The organism is Streptomyces sp. S3(2020) (genome assembly GCF_013044505.1).
In the GTDB taxonomy this organism is placed as follows: Bacteria; Actinomycetota; Actinomycetes; order Streptomycetales; family Streptomycetaceae; genus Streptomyces.
The window spans coordinates 66,449-81,456 of the sequence record NZ_JABERD010000016.1; the positions used below are offsets into that span (position 1 = coordinate 66,449).

Sequence of the window (15,008 nt, forward strand, 5' to 3'; positions counted from 1 at the left end):
GCCGTTCCAGGGGCACCCTGCGGGGTGCCCCTGGTCCTTTGTGCGGCAGGCTGCTGTCATGACCACCCTGCCCGTGTTCCGGTACCACCCCGAGCCGCTCGCCACCGGCTCGGTGGTGCCGTCCGACGCGCCGTGCGACTGCTGCGGGCGGCGACGGGGGTTCGTGTACGACGGTCCGGTGTACGCCGTGGCGGACCCCTCCGTCCTGTGTCCGTGGTGCCTCGCGGACGGCCGCGCGGCCGAGCGGTACGAGGCGCAGTTCACGGAGACCGAGGGGCAGGTGCCGATGGAGATACGGCTCGAGGTCGACCGACGCACCCCCGGCTTCCACGGCTGGCAGCAGGAGCGGTGGCTGACGCACTGCGAGGACGCGGCGGCGTTCCTGGGGCGGGCGGGGGCGGCCGAGGTGCGGCGCCACCCGGACGCCCTGGCCGACCTCGTGGCGGAGTTCGGCGAGGAGTTCTGCGCCGCCCTGGACGCCGACGGCCAGCCCACGGCGTACCTCTTCGCCTGCCTCCACTGCGACCGGCACCTGGCCTACGCGGACTTCACCTGACTGTCGTACGGACCAGGCGGCGGCTCAGTTGCCCGAGACCGTGACCTTCTCGTCGTTCTTCAGTTCCTCCACCAGCGTCTTCACCTTCGCCTTGTCCCAGACGAGGTTGCCGTTGGAGGAGCCGGAGATCGGCATGTTCATGGACTTGCCGTCGCCGCTGTTGACGCTCTTCATGGCCCAGAACATGTCGGCCAGGTCGAACAGGCCCATGTCCTTGTCGACGACGAGCGAGTCGAGGCCGGCGCCCATGGTCGGGTAGAGCTTGAAGGGGTTCAGGACCGTGCCCGGGGTGGCGACCTGGTTGGCGAGGGCGGCGAGGAACTTCTGCTGGTTCTTCGTGCGGTCCAGGTCGGAGGCCTTGAGGGCATACCGGGTGCGGACGAAGGCCAGGGCCTCCTCGCCGTTCAGGGTCTGCTTGCCCGCCTCGAAGTCGGCACCGGACTTGGTGTCCTTCATACCGCCCTTGGGGATCGTGATCTCGACGCCGCCCACCGCGTCCACGATGTTCGCGAAGCCCGCGAAGCCGATCTCGACGTAGTGGTCGATGCGCAGACCGGTGTTGAACTCGACCGTGCGGACGAGGAGTTCGGGACCGTCCTCGGCGTAGGCCGCGTTGAGCTTGGTGTGCCGGCCGGTGCCCTTGTACGTCTTGCCGGACTCGGAGCCGACGAACGTCGGGATCTCCACGTCCGAGTCACGCGGCAGGGAGATCAGCGTGTCGCCGTTGCTGCCGGTGTGCAGGATCATCATCGAGTCCGTGCGCTTGCCCTCGGCGGACCCGGTGTGGAGCTTCTTCTTCTCCTCGGCGGACATGCCGGCGCGGCTGTCGGAACCGACGATCAGGTAGTTCGTGCCCTCGCCCGCGTCGGGCCGGTCGATGACCTTGGAGAGGTCGACCTCCCGGTTGAGCTTGGAGTCGGCCCAGAAGTACGTGCCGACCGTCGTCACGACCAGGACGGTCACGACGGTGATCGCCGTCCACTTGATACGGCGGCGCCAGTTCGGTGCCGGACGCGGCTCACTCACCCGGCCCGGGCCACCGGGGCCGCCCGTTCCGCCGCCGTAGACCTGGCCGGTGTTGTAGCCGCTGTCGTAGCCGTCGGCGGCGTTGGCGTCGCCGTAGCCGCCGTTCCCGTACGCGGGCTGCTGCGGCACCCCGCCTCCGTGCGGCGGCGCGGACTGGCCGGGGCCGCCCCCGTACCCGCCCGAGGCGGGCCGGCGGACCTGCCGCATGGCGCGCGCACCTTCGGGCTGTGCGCTCGCGCTGCCGCGTCCGTACCGGTTGCCGCGGTTCTCGTCGGACCATGCCTCGGGCCAATCGTTCATGGGGCCCAGTGTGCAGGGATCGACTGTGTCCTTTACAAGGGTCGTAGGAAAATCAGGGCACTGCTGTTGCGAACCCAACACAAAAGCCGCTGATGTGACCTCGGCATAAGGTGGAGGGCATGACAGACCAGGCCCCCTCAGCGGAGTCCGATATTCCGGGCAAGCCCACATCCGCGTCCCGCACCACGCTCAGCCACATCATGACCCACAACGACACCAACCTTCTGGGGACGGTGCACGGCGGTGTGATCATGAAGCTGGTCGACGACGCCGCGGGCGCGGTGGCCGGACGGCACTCCGGCGGGCCCGCCGTCACCGCCTCCATGGACGAGATGGCCTTCCTGGAGCCGGTCCGCGTCGGTGACCTCGTCCATGTGAAGGCCCAGGTCAACTGGACCGGGCGGACCTCGATGGAGGTCGGGGTGCGAGTGCTCGCCGAGCGCTGGAACGAGTCCGACCCGGCCACCCAGGTCGGCTCCGCCTACCTCGTCTTCGCCGCGGTCGACGCCGACGGCAAGCCCCGGATCGTTCCGCCCGTCCTCCCGGAGACCGAGCGCGACAAGCGCCGCTACCAGGAGGCCCAGATCCGCCGCACGCACCGGCTGGCCCGGCGGCGCGCGATCATGGAGCTGCGGGAGAAGCGGGCGGCGGAGGGGTTCGAGGACTGAACCCCCGGGGGAGAAGCGTGCCCTACAGGCACCCCACCTCGTCCCCCGTCACCACCCCGAACTCCCCTTGGTAGGGGTCTTCCGCCCGTACCTTGCGCACCTTCTCGAAGTCCGCCCCGGCGATCACCTTCAGGACCGGTCCCTGCCCCTTCACCGGCCGTAGTTCGCTGCCGGGCAGGGCCGCCGCGAGGGATTTCGCGGAGCGGTCCCAGCGGGGGTCGTAGGCGACGACCGTGCGCTTGACGGTGCGGTTCGCCGAGGTGACCGGCTGGTGGGTGGTGCGGAAGCCGGTCGCGGCCAGCGCCGCGTCGACACGCTTGCCGAGGCCGGCGGTGGGGGTGCCGTTCTCGACCTGGACGCGGATCTGCTGCGGGGCCACCCCGACGCGTACGGCCTTGCTCCTGGGCTTGTGCGCGGCGAGCGGCTTGTCGTCGCGCAGGGCCTGGAAGAGGCGGCCGGCCTTCTTCGGGTCCCACTTCAGGGTGGAACCGACGCCCTTCACGGCGTATCCCATCTGCCCGATCGGGACCGTAGTGAACTCCGAGGAGGAGGGGGAGAAGTTGCGCATCGCCCGCCCGAGGTCCAGCAGTTCGTCCGTGCCGAAGCCCTTGTCGGCGCGTACCGAGCCGAGCACGGCCCGGGTGATGTCCCGGAACTTCATCGGGTTCAGCAGGATCCCGGAGGAGGTGGCCCGGTCGATCAGCGCCGCCATGAACCGCTGCTGGCGCTTCATCCGGCCGAGGTCGGCGGCGCCGTCGATGTGCCGGGAGCGGACGTACTGGAGGGCCTCGCCGCCCATCAGGGTGTGGGTGCCGGCGGGGAGGTCGAGGCCCGTGTAGGAGTCCTTGAGGGGGTCCGCCGTACAGATCTTCACGCCGCCGAGCACGTCGACCGTCTTCATGAAGCTGGTGAAGTCGACCTCCAGATAGTGGTCGATCTTCACATGGGTCATGTTCTCGACGGTGCGCACGGTGAGGTTCGGGCCGCCCTCCGCGTACGCCGCGTTGAGCTTGACGGGGTGGCCGTGGTGCGGTTCGCCGGTGGTCCGGTCGGTGTGCGCCGGTGTCATGGCGTACGAGTCGCGCGGCAGGCTCACCACGCTGGCCCGCTCCCGGTCCTCCGAGATGTGCACGATCATGATCGTGTCGGTGCAGTGGCAGGGGGCGCCGCCGAGCCGGTACTTCTGCCGCTCGGTCTCGGTGATCTTGTCCCGGCCGTCGGTGCCGACCAGCAGCACGTTCATGCCGTGGCCGGCTCTGGGCCGGTTCTTCATGTCCTTGAAGGGGTCCACGCGTGCGATGTCCGCGTCCAGGCTGGAGAGCACCGCGTGTCCGATCCCGGCCGAGGCGAGGATCACCACGGAGAGCGTCGTCACCGCCCGGGCGGCCCAACGCGGTTTGCGCCGTCGTACGGGCGGGCGCGGACGAGGTCGGGGCCGGGCGGCGGCGGGGGAGCGGCGGGGCGGCGTGGGCATGGGGGACACCTCCGCGAGGGCCGTACATGGGATCATCAGCACCGTAGGCCCATACGATCTGCGGCCACCGGAACCACCCGGGCGGGGCGCATCGGTGTCCCCCGTTCGCGGTAACGTGAGCCCCCTATGAACGCCAAGCCCGACGTGCAGCTCCCCGCCGTGTCTGTGATCATGCCCGTCCTCGACGAGGAACGGCATCTGCGCGGAGCCGTCCAAGCGATCCTCGCGCAGGAGTACGCCGGCGAGCTGGAGGTCGTGATCGCCCTCGGTCCGTCCAAGGACCGTACGGACGAGATCGCTGCCCAGCTCGTAGCGGAAGACTCACGCGTCCACACGGTGCCGAACCCCACCGGCCGTACGCCCGCCGCTCTCAACGCCGCGATCAAGGCCTCCCGCCATCCGGTCGTGGTCCGCGTCGACGGTCACGGCATGCTCTCGCAGAACTACATCGCGACCGCCGTACGGCTCCTGGAGGAGACCGGCGCGCAGAATGTCGGCGGCATCATGCACGCCGAGGGCGAGAACGACTGGGAGCACGCGGTGGCCGCCGCGATGACCTCGAAGATCGGGGTCGGCAACGCCGCGTTCCACACGGGTGGCGAGGCCGGACCGGCCCAGACCGTCTATCTCGGGGTGTTCCGGCGCGCGGCGCTGGAGCAACAGGGCGGCTACAACGAGGAGTTCATCCGCGCCCAGGACTGGGAGCTGAACTTCCGCATCCGTGAGGCGGGCGGGCTGATCTGGTTCTCGCCGGAGCTGCGGGTGTCGTACCGGCCGCGGCCGAGCGTGAAGGCGCTCGCCAAGCAGTACAAGGACTACGGCCGCTGGCGGCACGTCGTCGCCCGCTACCACTCCGGCTCCATCAACCTGCGCTACCTCGCCCCGCCGACCGCGGTGTGCGCGATCGCGGCGGGGATCGTGGTGGGCGCGGCCCTGACCCCGCTCGGCTTCCTGATCCCCGGCGGCTACCTCGCGGCGATCGCCCTCGGATCGCTGCCCGCGGGCAAGGGCCTGCCGCTGAAGGCACGGCTCCAGATCCCGGTCGCGCTGGCCACCATGCACATGTGCTGGGGCTTCGGCTTCCTGACCAGCCCGAAGTCACTGGCGAGGAAGGTCATCGCGTCGCGTCGGCCGGCGGTGCTGACCGAGGCGTAGGACGCGTCGAAGGCCCCCGTCCGGTGCGGGCGGGGGCCTTCGAGGTCTGTCGGTCTGTGGCTCAGCCGCAGTGCACGCCGTAGTCGATGCGCGTGTAGTTGGAGGCCGCGCGGCCGCCCCAGTCGATGCACTTGCCCGCGGCGGAGGCGTAGACCGGGCCCGCGTAGTACTTGAACGTGCCGGAGTCCTCCTCGTTGGACTTCCACACGGTGTCGGTGCGGTGCAGCCGCAGGTTGGCACCCAGGACCGTGGGCGTGCCCTGCGTGTCGGTGACGGTGACGACGCAGTTCTTGCCGGTGGCGCCGCTGTAGGTGAGGTAGGCGGTTCCGTCGCCGACGTCCATGGAGTCGATCACGCTGTAGCCGGACCCGCAGGTACCGGCGTAGGAGGCCGCCGAGGCGGTGCCGGTGGCGGCGATCGTGCCGGCGGCGGTGAGGCCGAGGACGGCCACCGCGGAGCCGATCCGCTTGATTGTGAGCATGGTTGAGTCCCTATCAGGTGTCACTGCAGAACCGATGTGATCATTTCATGAGCGCCGGTGGAGCTCAGCCGCAGTGCACGTTGTAGTTGACATGCCAGGTTTCGGTGCCTGCATTGCCGCCCCAGTCGATGCACCTGCCTGCGGCGGAGGCGTAGACCGGGCCGGCGTAGTACTTGAAAAAGCCCGCGTCGTACTCGCTGTCCGCCCAGTCGAGGTTGGTGCGGTGCAGCCGCACGCGGGCGTCCAGGAGCATGGCGGTGCCTGGTGTGTCGGAGACGGTGACCACACAGTTCTTGCCGCTGGAGCTGTTGTAGGTGAGATAGGCGGTTCCGGTGCCGACGTCCTTCGTGTCGATCACTCCGTAGCCGGATCCGCAGACACCGTTGTAGGAGGCCGCCGAGGCGGTTCCGGTGGCGGCGATCGTGCCGGCGACGGTGAGGCCGATGACGGCCGCGGCGGAGCCGAGTCGCTTCATCTTGAGCATGTTTGAGTCCCTGTCAGTGCATGGGAGAGTTCAGCCGCAGTGGTTGTAGCCGCCGGCGGGAACTCGGTCCTGGAGCATGTCCGCGCCGCTGGTGCTCCACATGTCGAGCTCGAAGGCGATGCAGGTGTTCTGGCCGTTCACCTTGACGGGGCCCGCGTAGTACTTGAAGTACCCGCTGTCCGGGTCCGCGCCGCCCTTCTGGCTGTAGATGGTCAGCGACATGCGCGAGCTGACGCCGTAGTACGAGCCGACCTTGTCGGCGCGGACACAGTTGTAGGTGCCGTCCCAGTACAGGTAGGACGTCGCCACGTGGGTGCCGTTGTAGTTGTAGTGCTTGAGGGTGTCGATGACACTGCCCGAGCAGCTGCCCGACGCGGCCGAGGCGGCCGGCGCGGTGGCCACGGGGCCCGCCACGGCGACACCGAGCAGGACCGTGGTGCTCGTCAGCCAGCGGGCGGCCTTGGACTTGAGGATGCTCATGTCGGATTCCGCTCTCAACCGCAGTGGAAGTAGCCGGAGTACGGCACGTGGTCCTGGATGATGTTGCTGCCGTTCAGGTTCCACACGTCGGTCTCGACGGCTACGCAGCGGTTCTTCCCGTAGAACCTGAAGCTCGCGTAGTAGAGGTACTGGCCGTCGTCACCGGGCGAGACGTAGCCGTCCACGTTGGTCCAGGCGGCCACGGCGATACGTGACTTGACGCCGTAGTAGGAGCCCTGCTTCACGGCCGCGACGCAGTTGTAGGTGCCGTCCCAGAAGAGGTAGGTCTTGGCGTACGTCGTGCCGTTGTAGGTGTTGCTCCAGCTGTCGATCTGGGAACCGTTGCAGCCGTACGTGGCGGCGCTGGCGGCCGGAGCCGTGACGAGCGAGTAGCCGGCGATCGCCGACAGCATCATCGCCATGGATGTGGCGTATCTGGCGGTCCTGCTCTGGAACTTCAACTTCTCCCCCTGGAACGGTCGTTGCATGGGTCCTGACCGCTCAGGATCTTGTCATGTTCCAGTAACAAATATGATCACGGTGTAAAGCATTGGCCAGAAAATGATCTTCCTGGCCAAAAGCGCTTCCAGGGGCTGCTACCAGGTGAAGTCGGGATTGACATGCATACAGGCCTTGGTGTCCGCGCCGTTGAAGGTGTCCTCCGACTCGGGCAGCGAGTCGTCCTCCTCCGCGGCCTTGTAGGTCGTGCCCTCGCGCCAGTCCGCACCGACGATCAGGGTGACCCCGGAGACGTCCGTCGACTTCTTCACCGAACTCATGGGAACGCCAAGGGCCTTGGCGACCCGCTGGGCATCGCCCTCCAGGTCGGCGCTCGGGTAGCGGACGACCGTCTTGGCCTGGCTGAGAAGCACCGAGGAGTCCGACTTGGCCGCGGTGAAACCCTTGCCTGCGAGGAGCTCGGTCACATCACCGGCTCGTCCCGTCACCGCCGCCTGCGTGCTGGTGCGGGTGCCGTTCTGCACCTGGACGGCGATCTTGTCGTCCGCGGCGGCCGGGTCGTCGGAGGTCTCGTCCTCCGTCTTCTTCTTGTCCTTGCCGTCGAGCGCGATGTCCTCACGGATCAGCCGGAACACCTGCTCCGCTTCCTCCGGCTTGGGCACCACCCGGTTGCCGTCCGAGGCGTACTGCCACGGCATCGTCGTCATGGTGATGCGCTTGCTGGGGACCTTCCGCAGCTCGTTGCTCAGGTCGTACAGCTTCGTCACGCTGCCCAGTCCGTCGTCCACCGTCAATGCCTCGGTGGCCGTCTCGGCGAGCTTGCGCAGCTTGTTCGGGCTGCTCAGCGTCGCGTTCTCGCGCAGCTCGCGGACCATCGAGTTCATGTACTGGTGCTGCGCCTTGGCCCGCGCGATGTCGGTGTTGTCCTCGAAGCCGTATCGCGTGCGCAGCCACTGCAACGCCTGCTTGCCCTTGATGGGCGTGGTGCCCTTTTCCAGCTTCAGGCCCGAACCGCTGCCCTTGGAGGTGTGCGAGTAGATGTTGGCGTCCACACAGACCGGCACGCCGCCGATCGCGTCCGCCATCGACACCACGCCCGCGAAGTCGACCATGATGAAGTGGTCGATGTGGATGTCGGTGAGCTTCTCCCAGGTCGCCACCGTGCAACCGGGGCCGCCACGGCCCAGCGAGTCGTTCGTCATCGCCGAGGTGAGAGCCGAGTAGACCTTGTCGTCGTCGGGGTCCGTGCACTCGGGGATGTCGACCAGGGTGTCGCGCGGCATGCTGACCACCGACATGTTGCTGCGGTCCGCCGAGACGTGCAGCAGCATCTGGACGTCCGCGCGCGGCGCGGTGTTGTACGTGTCCTTGGCGCCGCCGAGCTTCTGGTTCTCCGCGTTGTCCCGCGCGTCCGAGCCGATCAGCAGGATGTTCAGCGGGGTCTGCCCGGCCGCGTTCGCCTCCGTCTTGGTCGCCCTGTCCTTCTCGTCGCCGAGGTTCAGGTCGTCCTTCTTGAGGTTGCTGTTGAGGTGCCGGTAGTAGAGGTATCCGGCGCCCGAGGTACCGAGTATCACCACCGCCAGCACGATCGCCGACCAGCGCAGGGCCCGTCTTCTGCGTCCCTTGCCGCGCTTCGCGCCCCGTCCCCTGCCGTGCCCGGCGGGCGGCCCGGGATCCTGCGGTGTGAGGGACATCGTGTCCTCGACCGCGGGAACCTCGCCGCGCACACTCTGCGCCAACTCCCTGCCTCCCCACCCTGCGTCACCTGACGGACTGCCGAGCCTCCCCAAGCCCGGCGGTCGGCTGTGTGCCTGGTCCGCCTCGTCGGAAGCGTACGCGAGACCCGTTGTCGAATGCGCTGTCGAAGCGTTGTCCGGACCCCGGGACGTGAGCACACTTCATCATTCTGCAGACAGTTAAGAGTCAGCTGTGGGGTGCGGGCCCAGTCGCGGCCCGCACCCCACCGGCTGGACCTGCGCGTCGGAACGCCGGCTCAGCCGCAATCCATGGTGTTGCTGTACCACTCGTCCCCGGGGTTGACGGTGTGCAGGCAGACGCACGTGCCGGGAGCGCGGACGTACACCGGGCCGGGGTGCTTGGTGTATCGGCGGCCGCGACGGTGGTCGTGCAGCCCGAGCCGCAGGCGGACTTCGCCAGGCTCAGGACGTCGCTCTTCGCCGATGCGCTCGCGTTCGTCGCCTGCGGCGCGAGGTCAGCCGCAGTCGGTCTCGTCCTTTCCCGCGTGGACGACGGAGGCGGACCGCCGAACCTTCGCTCTCGTGCCGCCCGCGTGCTTCTGTTCCGTGTACTTAGCTGCAACCCATGGCGTTGCTGGTCCAAGTCAGCTCGGGAGAGGTAAGGCGGAGGTAGACGCAGGTGCTGGGGGCGTGGACGTACACGGGGCCGGCGTACTTGGTGTAGCTGCCCTTGTCCTCGTTCCAGCTGCCACCGGCCACTCTGATTCCCATGCCGATGCCGCTGGCCTTGCCGTAGTCCGTGTTGTTGCTGTCCTTGACGTTGACGGCACAGTTGTAGCCGGAGGACGGGTTGTAGAGCAGGACGCTCCAGTAGTACTGCTTCGGTATGCCCATGTCGCCGGCGTCGACGGTGACCGTGTAGCCGGACCCGCAGACGGACTTCGCCAGGCTCACGACATCGCTCTTGGTCGATGCGCTCGCGTTCGTCGCCAGCGGGGCGAGGACGAGGGTCAGCGCCGAGAGCACGACGGCGGTGATTTTCCTACGCATGGGTGGTCTCCTTGAGGCAGAGGGAAAGATCGTCTGCGCGATCTCACCATCGAACGCCCTTCCGAATGCCACCGTGAGGCGTACATGACCACTAAGTGATCATGGAATGGCCGATTCCGGGCGCTTGTGATCATGGCTTTCGTGATCATGGTGATGCACCCGTCGGCGCCGGCGGGTGACCCGGACCGAGTCACCCGCCGACAGTTCACCAGCGGTACCGCTCGTACACGTCCATGCACTGATCGCTGTCCGCTCCGTTGATCTCGTCAGCGTTGTCCGGGAGGTCCCCCGCCTTGGGGGAGGACTGCTTCGGATAGGTCGTCCCCTCCCGCCAGTCGGCGCCCACGACGACCGTGACACCGGAGACATCGGTCGACTTCTTCACCGAACTCAGCGGAATCCCCAGCGACTTGGCGATGCGCTGGGCGTCGCCCTCAAGGTCCGCGCTCGGGTAGCGCACCATGGTCCGCTCCTCGGCGAGCGCCGCCGAGGTGTCCGCCGAAGCCCGGGCGAAGCCCTTCTGCACGAGCAGCCCGCTGATCGTCCCCGCACGGCCGGAGACCGGGCCGAGCGTGCTGGACCTGGTGGCGTTCTGCACGACGACACCGATCTGGTCGTCGGCCGCCGCCGGATCCTCGGAGAGCTTCTCCTTGGGCTTCTTCTTCGACACCGTCCCCTTGTCGTCGAAGGGCACGTCGTCGCGGAGCATCTGCCACATCTTCTCGGCGCCCGCGGGCTCCGGGACCAGGTGGTTCCTGTCCTGCGGGTCCTCGATGCTCGGCATCGTCGTCATGGTGATCCGGTCCGTCGGCACCGACTTGAGCTGCTTGCTCAGGTCGTACAGCTTCTTCACGCTGCCGATCTCCTCGGAGACGTCCAACGACTTCGTGGCCGCCTCGGCCAGGTCCATCAGGCGTCCGCCGTCGGTGAAGACGTTCTGGCTCTTCAGTGTGCGGATCATCGAGTTCATGTACATGTGCTGGGCCTTGGCACGACCCAGATCGCTGTAGAAGGCGTGGCGTGTACGCAGCCACTGCAACGCCTCCTTGCCCTTGATCTCCTTCCGGCCCGCCTTCATCTTCAGGCCGGAGCCCCCGGGCACTCCGGGCAGCGGGCGGTCCCACACGTTCTGCTTCACACAGACCTCGACCCCGCCGACGGCGTCCGCCATGCTCACCACACCGGAGAAGTCGATCGTCATCCAGTGGTCGATGTAGACCCCGGTGAGGTTCTCCCAGGTGGCCAGGGTGCAGCCGGCACCACCGCGGGCCAGTGACGTGTTGATGATGTTGTTGGTCGCCGGGTAGGTGACGTCCGTATCAGGATCCGTGCACTTGGGGATGTCGACGCGGGTGTCCCGCGGGATGCTCACCACCGAGGCGCTCTTACGGTCCGCGGCGAGGTGGACGAGCATCTGCACATCGCCCAGCGGCGGATTGCCGCGGGTGTCCTTGCTGCCGCCGAGCTTCACGTTCTCCGTGGAGGCACGGCTGTCGGAGCCGATCAGCAGGATGTTCAGCGGGGTCTGCCCGGCCGCGTTCGCCGCGCTCTTCTTCGCCTTGGAGTCGCCGCTGCTGCGCTCACCCGTGCCGATATTGCCGTTGAGGTGCTGGTAGTACAGGTATCCGGCGCCGGCCGTGCCGAGTATCAGCACCGACAGCGTCGTCGCCGACCACCTCAGCACGCGGTGTTTGCGGCGCGGCCGTGCCCGGCGTCTGCCATGTCTGCCCCCGTTCCCCTCCGCGGCCCCCTCCTGGGCCTGCGGGACACCCTCTCGTGTCTCTTCCCCCTGCACACTGTTCTGGGTCATCTCCCCGTCCCCTCCCCACCCTGACAGCACTGAACAGGCCTGCCGTTACGTCCTGTTAGACGTACGACAGGCCTGTCAGGTCACACACTTCACACGGTCGACTCGGGTGCTCGACCGTGTCACATGGTCAACTCGCGCACTTGACCTCGTTCGCCGTGGTCTTCGGGACCTCCGGAGTCGACGCCGAGGACGAGTTCATCTTGACCCCGGCCCCCTTGAAGTCCTCGCCCAGCGTCAGCGTCATGGTCGGCAGACCCTGGGAGTTGGTGACGCTCTCGCCCGGCTTCATCGCCGATCCGGACAGCCCCATGATCGCGGCCAGCCTGCGGGCCTGGTCCGCCTGGTCCGGGGCGTACTCGAGGGTCGTCTTCGCCAGCGTCTTCTCCGCGTTGCCCGCGTTCTCCGACTTGGACACACCCGCCTCGGTCTGGAGGTAGGTGAGCTCCTCCTGGGCGCTGCCGCCCGGCGCCCCGCCGTTGAGAATCCGTACCCGCACCTCGTCGGCGGCGGACTTGGTGCCCTTCAGACGGGCGGCGACCGTGGCCTTCTCCTTCTTCTCCTTGGCCTTGACCTCGGTGAAGGAGACGTCGTTCTTGATCATGTTGAAGACCTGCGGGCCGTTCGCCTCGTCCACGACGACGGTCGCCTTGACCACCTCGGTCGGGTTGTCCTTCACCGGAACCGTCAGGAAGGTGATGTTCTTCATCGGCACCTTCTTCAGCTCCAGAGCCACGTCCTTGAGCGTGCTGGCCTTGCCGATGCCCGTGTCGACGGTGAGTGCCTTGGTGGCGGCGTTGGCCAGCTTTATCAGCTTCGTGGGGCTGGTGAGGGTGTCGCCGGAGGTCATCTTGCGCATCAGCGAACTCATGAACTGCTGCTGGACCTTGATGCGGTCCAGGTCGCCCTGGTTGCCGAAGCTGTGCCGGGTGCGGACGAAGGCGAGGGCCCGCTCGCCCTCGATCGTGGACTTGCCCGCCGGCAGGTTCAGCTTCGACTCCTTGTCGTTGACGGCCTTCGCGAGACAGACCTCCACGCCGCCGACGGCCGTCGTCAGCGTCTTCACCGCGTTGAAGTCGGCCATCGCGAAGTGGTTCACGTCGACGCCGGTGACCTCCTCGACCGTCTTCATGGTGCAGCCCGGGTTGCGGCCGTCCTGGCCGAGGCTGGTGTTGAAGCGGACGTTCTGCGTGCCCGGGATGACCGCGCCGTCCTTGCCCTCGCAGTCGGGTACGTCGACGATCAGGTCGCGAGGGATGCTCATCGCCGTCGCGTTCGTACGGTCCTTGGAGACGTGCAGCAGGATGTTGGTGTCGGCGTGACCGACGCTCCCCTTGTCGCCGTAGCCCTCGTTGCCCGCGCCGGTCCGCTTGTCGGTGCCGATGATCAGGATGTTGAAGGCCTCGTCCTTGCTGAAACCGCTGTCGGCCACATTGCCGACGTCCTCGGTCGTGACGTTGCCCTCAAGGTGCTTGAGGTACAGATAGGCGGCCCCGGCGGTGCCGACGAGCACGAAAGCCATGATGCCGCCGGTCCACAGGACGACCTTCTTGGCCTTGCCCTTCTTCTTGACCGGCCGCCGGCTGCGCCGCCCCGGCAGTGGCTCCTCGGGCGCACCTCGGCGTCTGCGGGGCGGCGGCACATCACGGCCGGGCGCCTCGGCAGGCGCGGTACGGCCCGGTGCTGCCGACCGGTTGCGTGTTGCCTCGCCCGTACCGCCGGAGCGGGGGGCGGATCTACGAGGTCCTGGCACCGCTGATTGCGGTGCGGAAGGAGTCAGTCGCAGTTCGTATTCGCCAGTGCTCGGATTGAGCACCCACTGGTCTGCGGGGTCGATGTCGTCCGCCCGCCCACGGCCTTGCGCGTCCACGGTTGTCTGAATCCTCCGTCGGGGCCACGCGGCGCCTTCCCCCTCAAAGGCGCTCGGGTCTCGGTCACACTGTGCCCGACCCCAGGAAGACCTGACGGCCGGATGCACAGGATCGCTCACACTATCCGGCCGGTTCGTCGTCAAGCGACGACGGTGACAAATTCCACGTCCCTACAACTGGTCAATCCGCCCTATTTCCTTGGACACATGTACGTGGCCTTGGTAATCCCTTTACTTACAGGTGTCCTCGGCGGCGGTGTTCCCGCGGAATGTGGGCGCGGGCGACTCCTTGCCGGCATCCGCTTCTTCATGCGAACCGTCGCTCGAATTGGGGCTTTTTGTCCTGGAATCCCGTGGAACTTCCTCGGCGACCGACACCGGCGCGTCCCTGCGCAGCCGTTCGAACAGCTTCTCCGCCTCGGCCTGTACGAGTTGGTCGCGATTGGTGTTGTAGGCGTACGACTCCCGGGGAACGGTCAGGAATTGCACACGTTCGGTGGGGATGTCGCGCAACCCGCGAACGAGGTCGTACAAACCGCGCAAGTTCGCCAGATCCGGGTCGGTGGTGAGCGACGAGGTCGCCGCGTCCAGCAAGGGATAGAGCTTCACCGGATTCAGCAGGACGTCATTGCTCTGCACCTTGTTGACGAGCGCCGCGAGAAAGCGCTGCTGGCGGTCCATCCGGTCGGTGTCACTGCCGTCGCCGAGCGATTTACGGGCGCGCACGTACCCGAGGGCCTGTTCGCCGCTGAGCGTCACCCTGCCCGCCGGCAGCTTCAGCTTGGCGGCCTTGTCGTGGATGGGCTCGTCCAGACAGATGCGTACGCCGTCGACCGCGTCGACCATGTCCTTGAAGCCGTGGAAGTCGACGACCATGTGATGGTCGACGCGAACTCCCGTGAGTTTCTCGACGGTTCGGATCGTGCAGGCCGAACCGCCCTTTTGGAACGCGTAGTTGAACATCGCGAACATCGGCTCGGTGCGGCTGCCGTCCGGCTGCCGGCAGGCCGGCACATCCACCATCAGGTCGCGGGGGAGCGAGACCGCGGTGGCGCTGCGCCGCCCGCCGGAGAGGTGCAACAGGATGGTGGTGTCCGAGCGCTCGGTCCCCGAGTCCCGCCCGTACCGCGCGTTCCCGTCCCCGGACCGTGAGTCCGACCCGATCAGCAGGATGTTCTGCGCGTCCTCGACGAGCGCGGTGGGCCGTTCCTTCTCGTACCGGGCGAGCTCCGCGGCCGCCGCGTTGTCCGGCGTGATGTTGCCGTCCAGCTTCGTGTACACCGCCCACCCGGCCCCCGCGGCGCCCACCACGATGACGGCCACCCCGACCGCCCCGTACCGCAGCCACCGCCTCCGGCGCCGACGTATCAGCCCGTTCCCCGTGGCGGACGCCCCCGCTCCCGGACCGAGGGTGCCTGCCGAGGGCGTACCAGCGGTGTCGGTCACGTCCGGATCCACCCCTCATGGCCTACGAGCGTCCACTGCGGCTGCTCCTACGACC

14 protein-coding genes are annotated in these 15,008 nt (G+C 67.7%); 3 read left to right on the forward strand and 11 right to left on the reverse strand.

The window, feature by feature from the left end; translation table 11 throughout:
- Positions 1-58 precede the first annotated feature (58 nt).
- Positions 59-556, forward strand: a complete 498-nt coding sequence (locus tag HLK59_RS08335) for a CbrC family protein (RefSeq protein WP_171140626.1) — start codon at positions 59-61, stop codon at positions 554-556.
- Between the two features lie 24 nt (positions 557-580).
- Here HLK59_RS08335 and HLK59_RS08340 read toward each other — a convergent pair whose 3' ends face one another.
- Positions 581-1,882, reverse strand: coding sequence for an LCP family protein (locus HLK59_RS08340; RefSeq protein WP_171140627.1), 1,302 nt, complete (start codon positions 1,880-1,882; stop codon positions 581-583).
- 119 nt (positions 1,883-2,001) lie between these two features.
- Between HLK59_RS08340 and HLK59_RS08345 the strand changes: the two genes are divergently transcribed.
- The gene (locus HLK59_RS08345; protein WP_171140628.1) at positions 2,002-2,550 is read left to right on the forward strand and encodes an acyl-CoA thioesterase; all 549 of its coding nucleotides are present in this window, start codon (positions 2,002-2,004) and stop codon (positions 2,548-2,550) included.
- A gap of 22 nt (positions 2,551-2,572) precedes the next feature.
- Here the strand turns inward: HLK59_RS08345 and HLK59_RS08350 are convergent, their stop codons facing one another.
- On the reverse strand, positions 2,573-4,024 hold the full coding sequence (locus HLK59_RS08350; protein WP_171140629.1) for an LCP family protein: 1,452 nt from the start codon (positions 4,022-4,024) through the stop codon (positions 2,573-2,575).
- A gap of 126 nt (positions 4,025-4,150) precedes the next feature.
- On the opposite strand from HLK59_RS08350, the gene HLK59_RS08355 reads away from it, so the two are divergent.
- Positions 4,151-5,179 (forward strand): glycosyltransferase family 2 protein, encoded by a 1,029-nt coding sequence (locus tag HLK59_RS08355; protein ID WP_171140630.1) that lies wholly within the window; start codon positions 4,151-4,153, stop codon positions 5,177-5,179.
- A gap of 61 nt (positions 5,180-5,240) precedes the next feature.
- Here HLK59_RS08355 and HLK59_RS08360 read toward each other — a convergent pair whose 3' ends face one another.
- The 9 genes from HLK59_RS08360 to HLK59_RS08400 form a co-directional block, all read right to left on the reverse strand.
- Positions 5,241-5,660, reverse strand: a complete 420-nt coding sequence (locus tag HLK59_RS08360; RefSeq protein ID WP_171140631.1) for a spore-associated protein A — start codon at positions 5,658-5,660, stop codon at positions 5,241-5,243.
- A gap of 64 nt (positions 5,661-5,724) precedes the next feature.
- Positions 5,725-6,144: a spore-associated protein A gene (locus HLK59_RS08365; protein WP_206326901.1), complete on the reverse strand. Its 420-nt coding sequence runs from the start codon at positions 6,142-6,144 to the stop codon at positions 5,725-5,727.
- Positions 6,145-6,174: 30 nt separating this feature from the next.
- Complete coding sequence (locus HLK59_RS08370) at positions 6,175-6,624, reverse strand: hypothetical protein (RefSeq protein WP_171140632.1); 450 nt, start codon at positions 6,622-6,624, stop codon at positions 6,175-6,177.
- Positions 6,625-6,638: 14 nt separating this feature from the next.
- Positions 6,639-7,112: a hypothetical protein gene (locus HLK59_RS08375; RefSeq protein WP_171140633.1), complete on the reverse strand. Its 474-nt coding sequence runs from the start codon at positions 7,110-7,112 to the stop codon at positions 6,639-6,641.
- Between the two features lie 108 nt (positions 7,113-7,220).
- A complete protein-coding gene (locus tag HLK59_RS08380) occupies positions 7,221-8,777 on the reverse strand; it encodes an LCP family protein (protein ID WP_171140647.1) in 1,557 nt (518 codons plus the stop codon).
- Positions 8,778-9,392: 615 nt separating this feature from the next.
- On the reverse strand, positions 9,393-9,830 hold the full coding sequence (locus HLK59_RS08385) for a hypothetical protein (protein ID WP_171140634.1): 438 nt from the start codon (positions 9,828-9,830) through the stop codon (positions 9,393-9,395).
- A 205-nt stretch (positions 9,831-10,035) separates the two neighbouring features.
- On the reverse strand, positions 10,036-11,640 hold the full coding sequence (locus HLK59_RS08390; protein ID WP_171140635.1) for an LCP family protein: 1,605 nt from the start codon (positions 11,638-11,640) through the stop codon (positions 10,036-10,038).
- 127 nt (positions 11,641-11,767) lie between these two features.
- Positions 11,768-13,507, reverse strand: coding sequence for an LCP family protein (locus tag HLK59_RS08395; protein ID WP_171140636.1), 1,740 nt, complete (start codon positions 13,505-13,507; stop codon positions 11,768-11,770).
- 231 nt (positions 13,508-13,738) lie between these two features.
- On the reverse strand, positions 13,739-14,953 hold the full coding sequence (locus HLK59_RS08400) for an LCP family protein (RefSeq protein ID WP_171140637.1): 1,215 nt from the start codon (positions 14,951-14,953) through the stop codon (positions 13,739-13,741).
- Positions 14,954-15,008: the final 55 nt, after the last annotated feature.

Excerpts from the sequence above, each read along its gene's own strand:
- HLK59_RS08335 (WP_171140626.1), top strand. The coding sequence starts at position 59 with ATGACCACCCTGCCCGTGTTCCGGTACCACCCCGAGCCGCTCGCCACC.
- HLK59_RS08340 (WP_171140627.1), bottom strand. The coding sequence starts at position 1,882 with ATGAACGATTGGCCCGAGGCATGGTCCGACGAGAACCGCGGCAACCGG.
- HLK59_RS08345 (WP_171140628.1), top strand. The coding sequence starts at position 2,002 with ATGACAGACCAGGCCCCCTCAGCGGAGTCCGATATTCCGGGCAAGCCC.
- HLK59_RS08350 (WP_171140629.1), bottom strand. The coding sequence starts at position 4,024 with ATGCCCACGCCGCCCCGCCGCTCCCCCGCCGCCGCCCGGCCCCGACCT.
- HLK59_RS08355 (WP_171140630.1), top strand. The coding sequence starts at position 4,151 with ATGAACGCCAAGCCCGACGTGCAGCTCCCCGCCGTGTCTGTGATCATG.
- HLK59_RS08360 (WP_171140631.1), bottom strand. The coding sequence starts at position 5,660 with ATGCTCACAATCAAGCGGATCGGCTCCGCGGTGGCCGTCCTCGGCCTC.
- HLK59_RS08365 (WP_206326901.1), bottom strand. The coding sequence starts at position 6,144 with ATGCTCAAGATGAAGCGACTCGGCTCCGCCGCGGCCGTCATCGGCCTC.
- HLK59_RS08370 (WP_171140632.1), bottom strand. The coding sequence starts at position 6,624 with ATGAGCATCCTCAAGTCCAAGGCCGCCCGCTGGCTGACGAGCACCACG.
- HLK59_RS08375 (WP_171140633.1), bottom strand. The coding sequence starts at position 7,112 with ATGCAACGACCGTTCCAGGGGGAGAAGTTGAAGTTCCAGAGCAGGACC.
- HLK59_RS08380 (WP_171140647.1), bottom strand. The coding sequence starts at position 8,777 with ATGTCCCTCACACCGCAGGATCCCGGGCCGCCCGCCGGGCACGGCAGG.
- HLK59_RS08385 (WP_171140634.1), bottom strand. The coding sequence starts at position 9,830 with ATGCGTAGGAAAATCACCGCCGTCGTGCTCTCGGCGCTGACCCTCGTC.
- HLK59_RS08390 (WP_171140635.1), bottom strand. The coding sequence starts at position 11,640 with ATGACCCAGAACAGTGTGCAGGGGGAAGAGACACGAGAGGGTGTCCCG.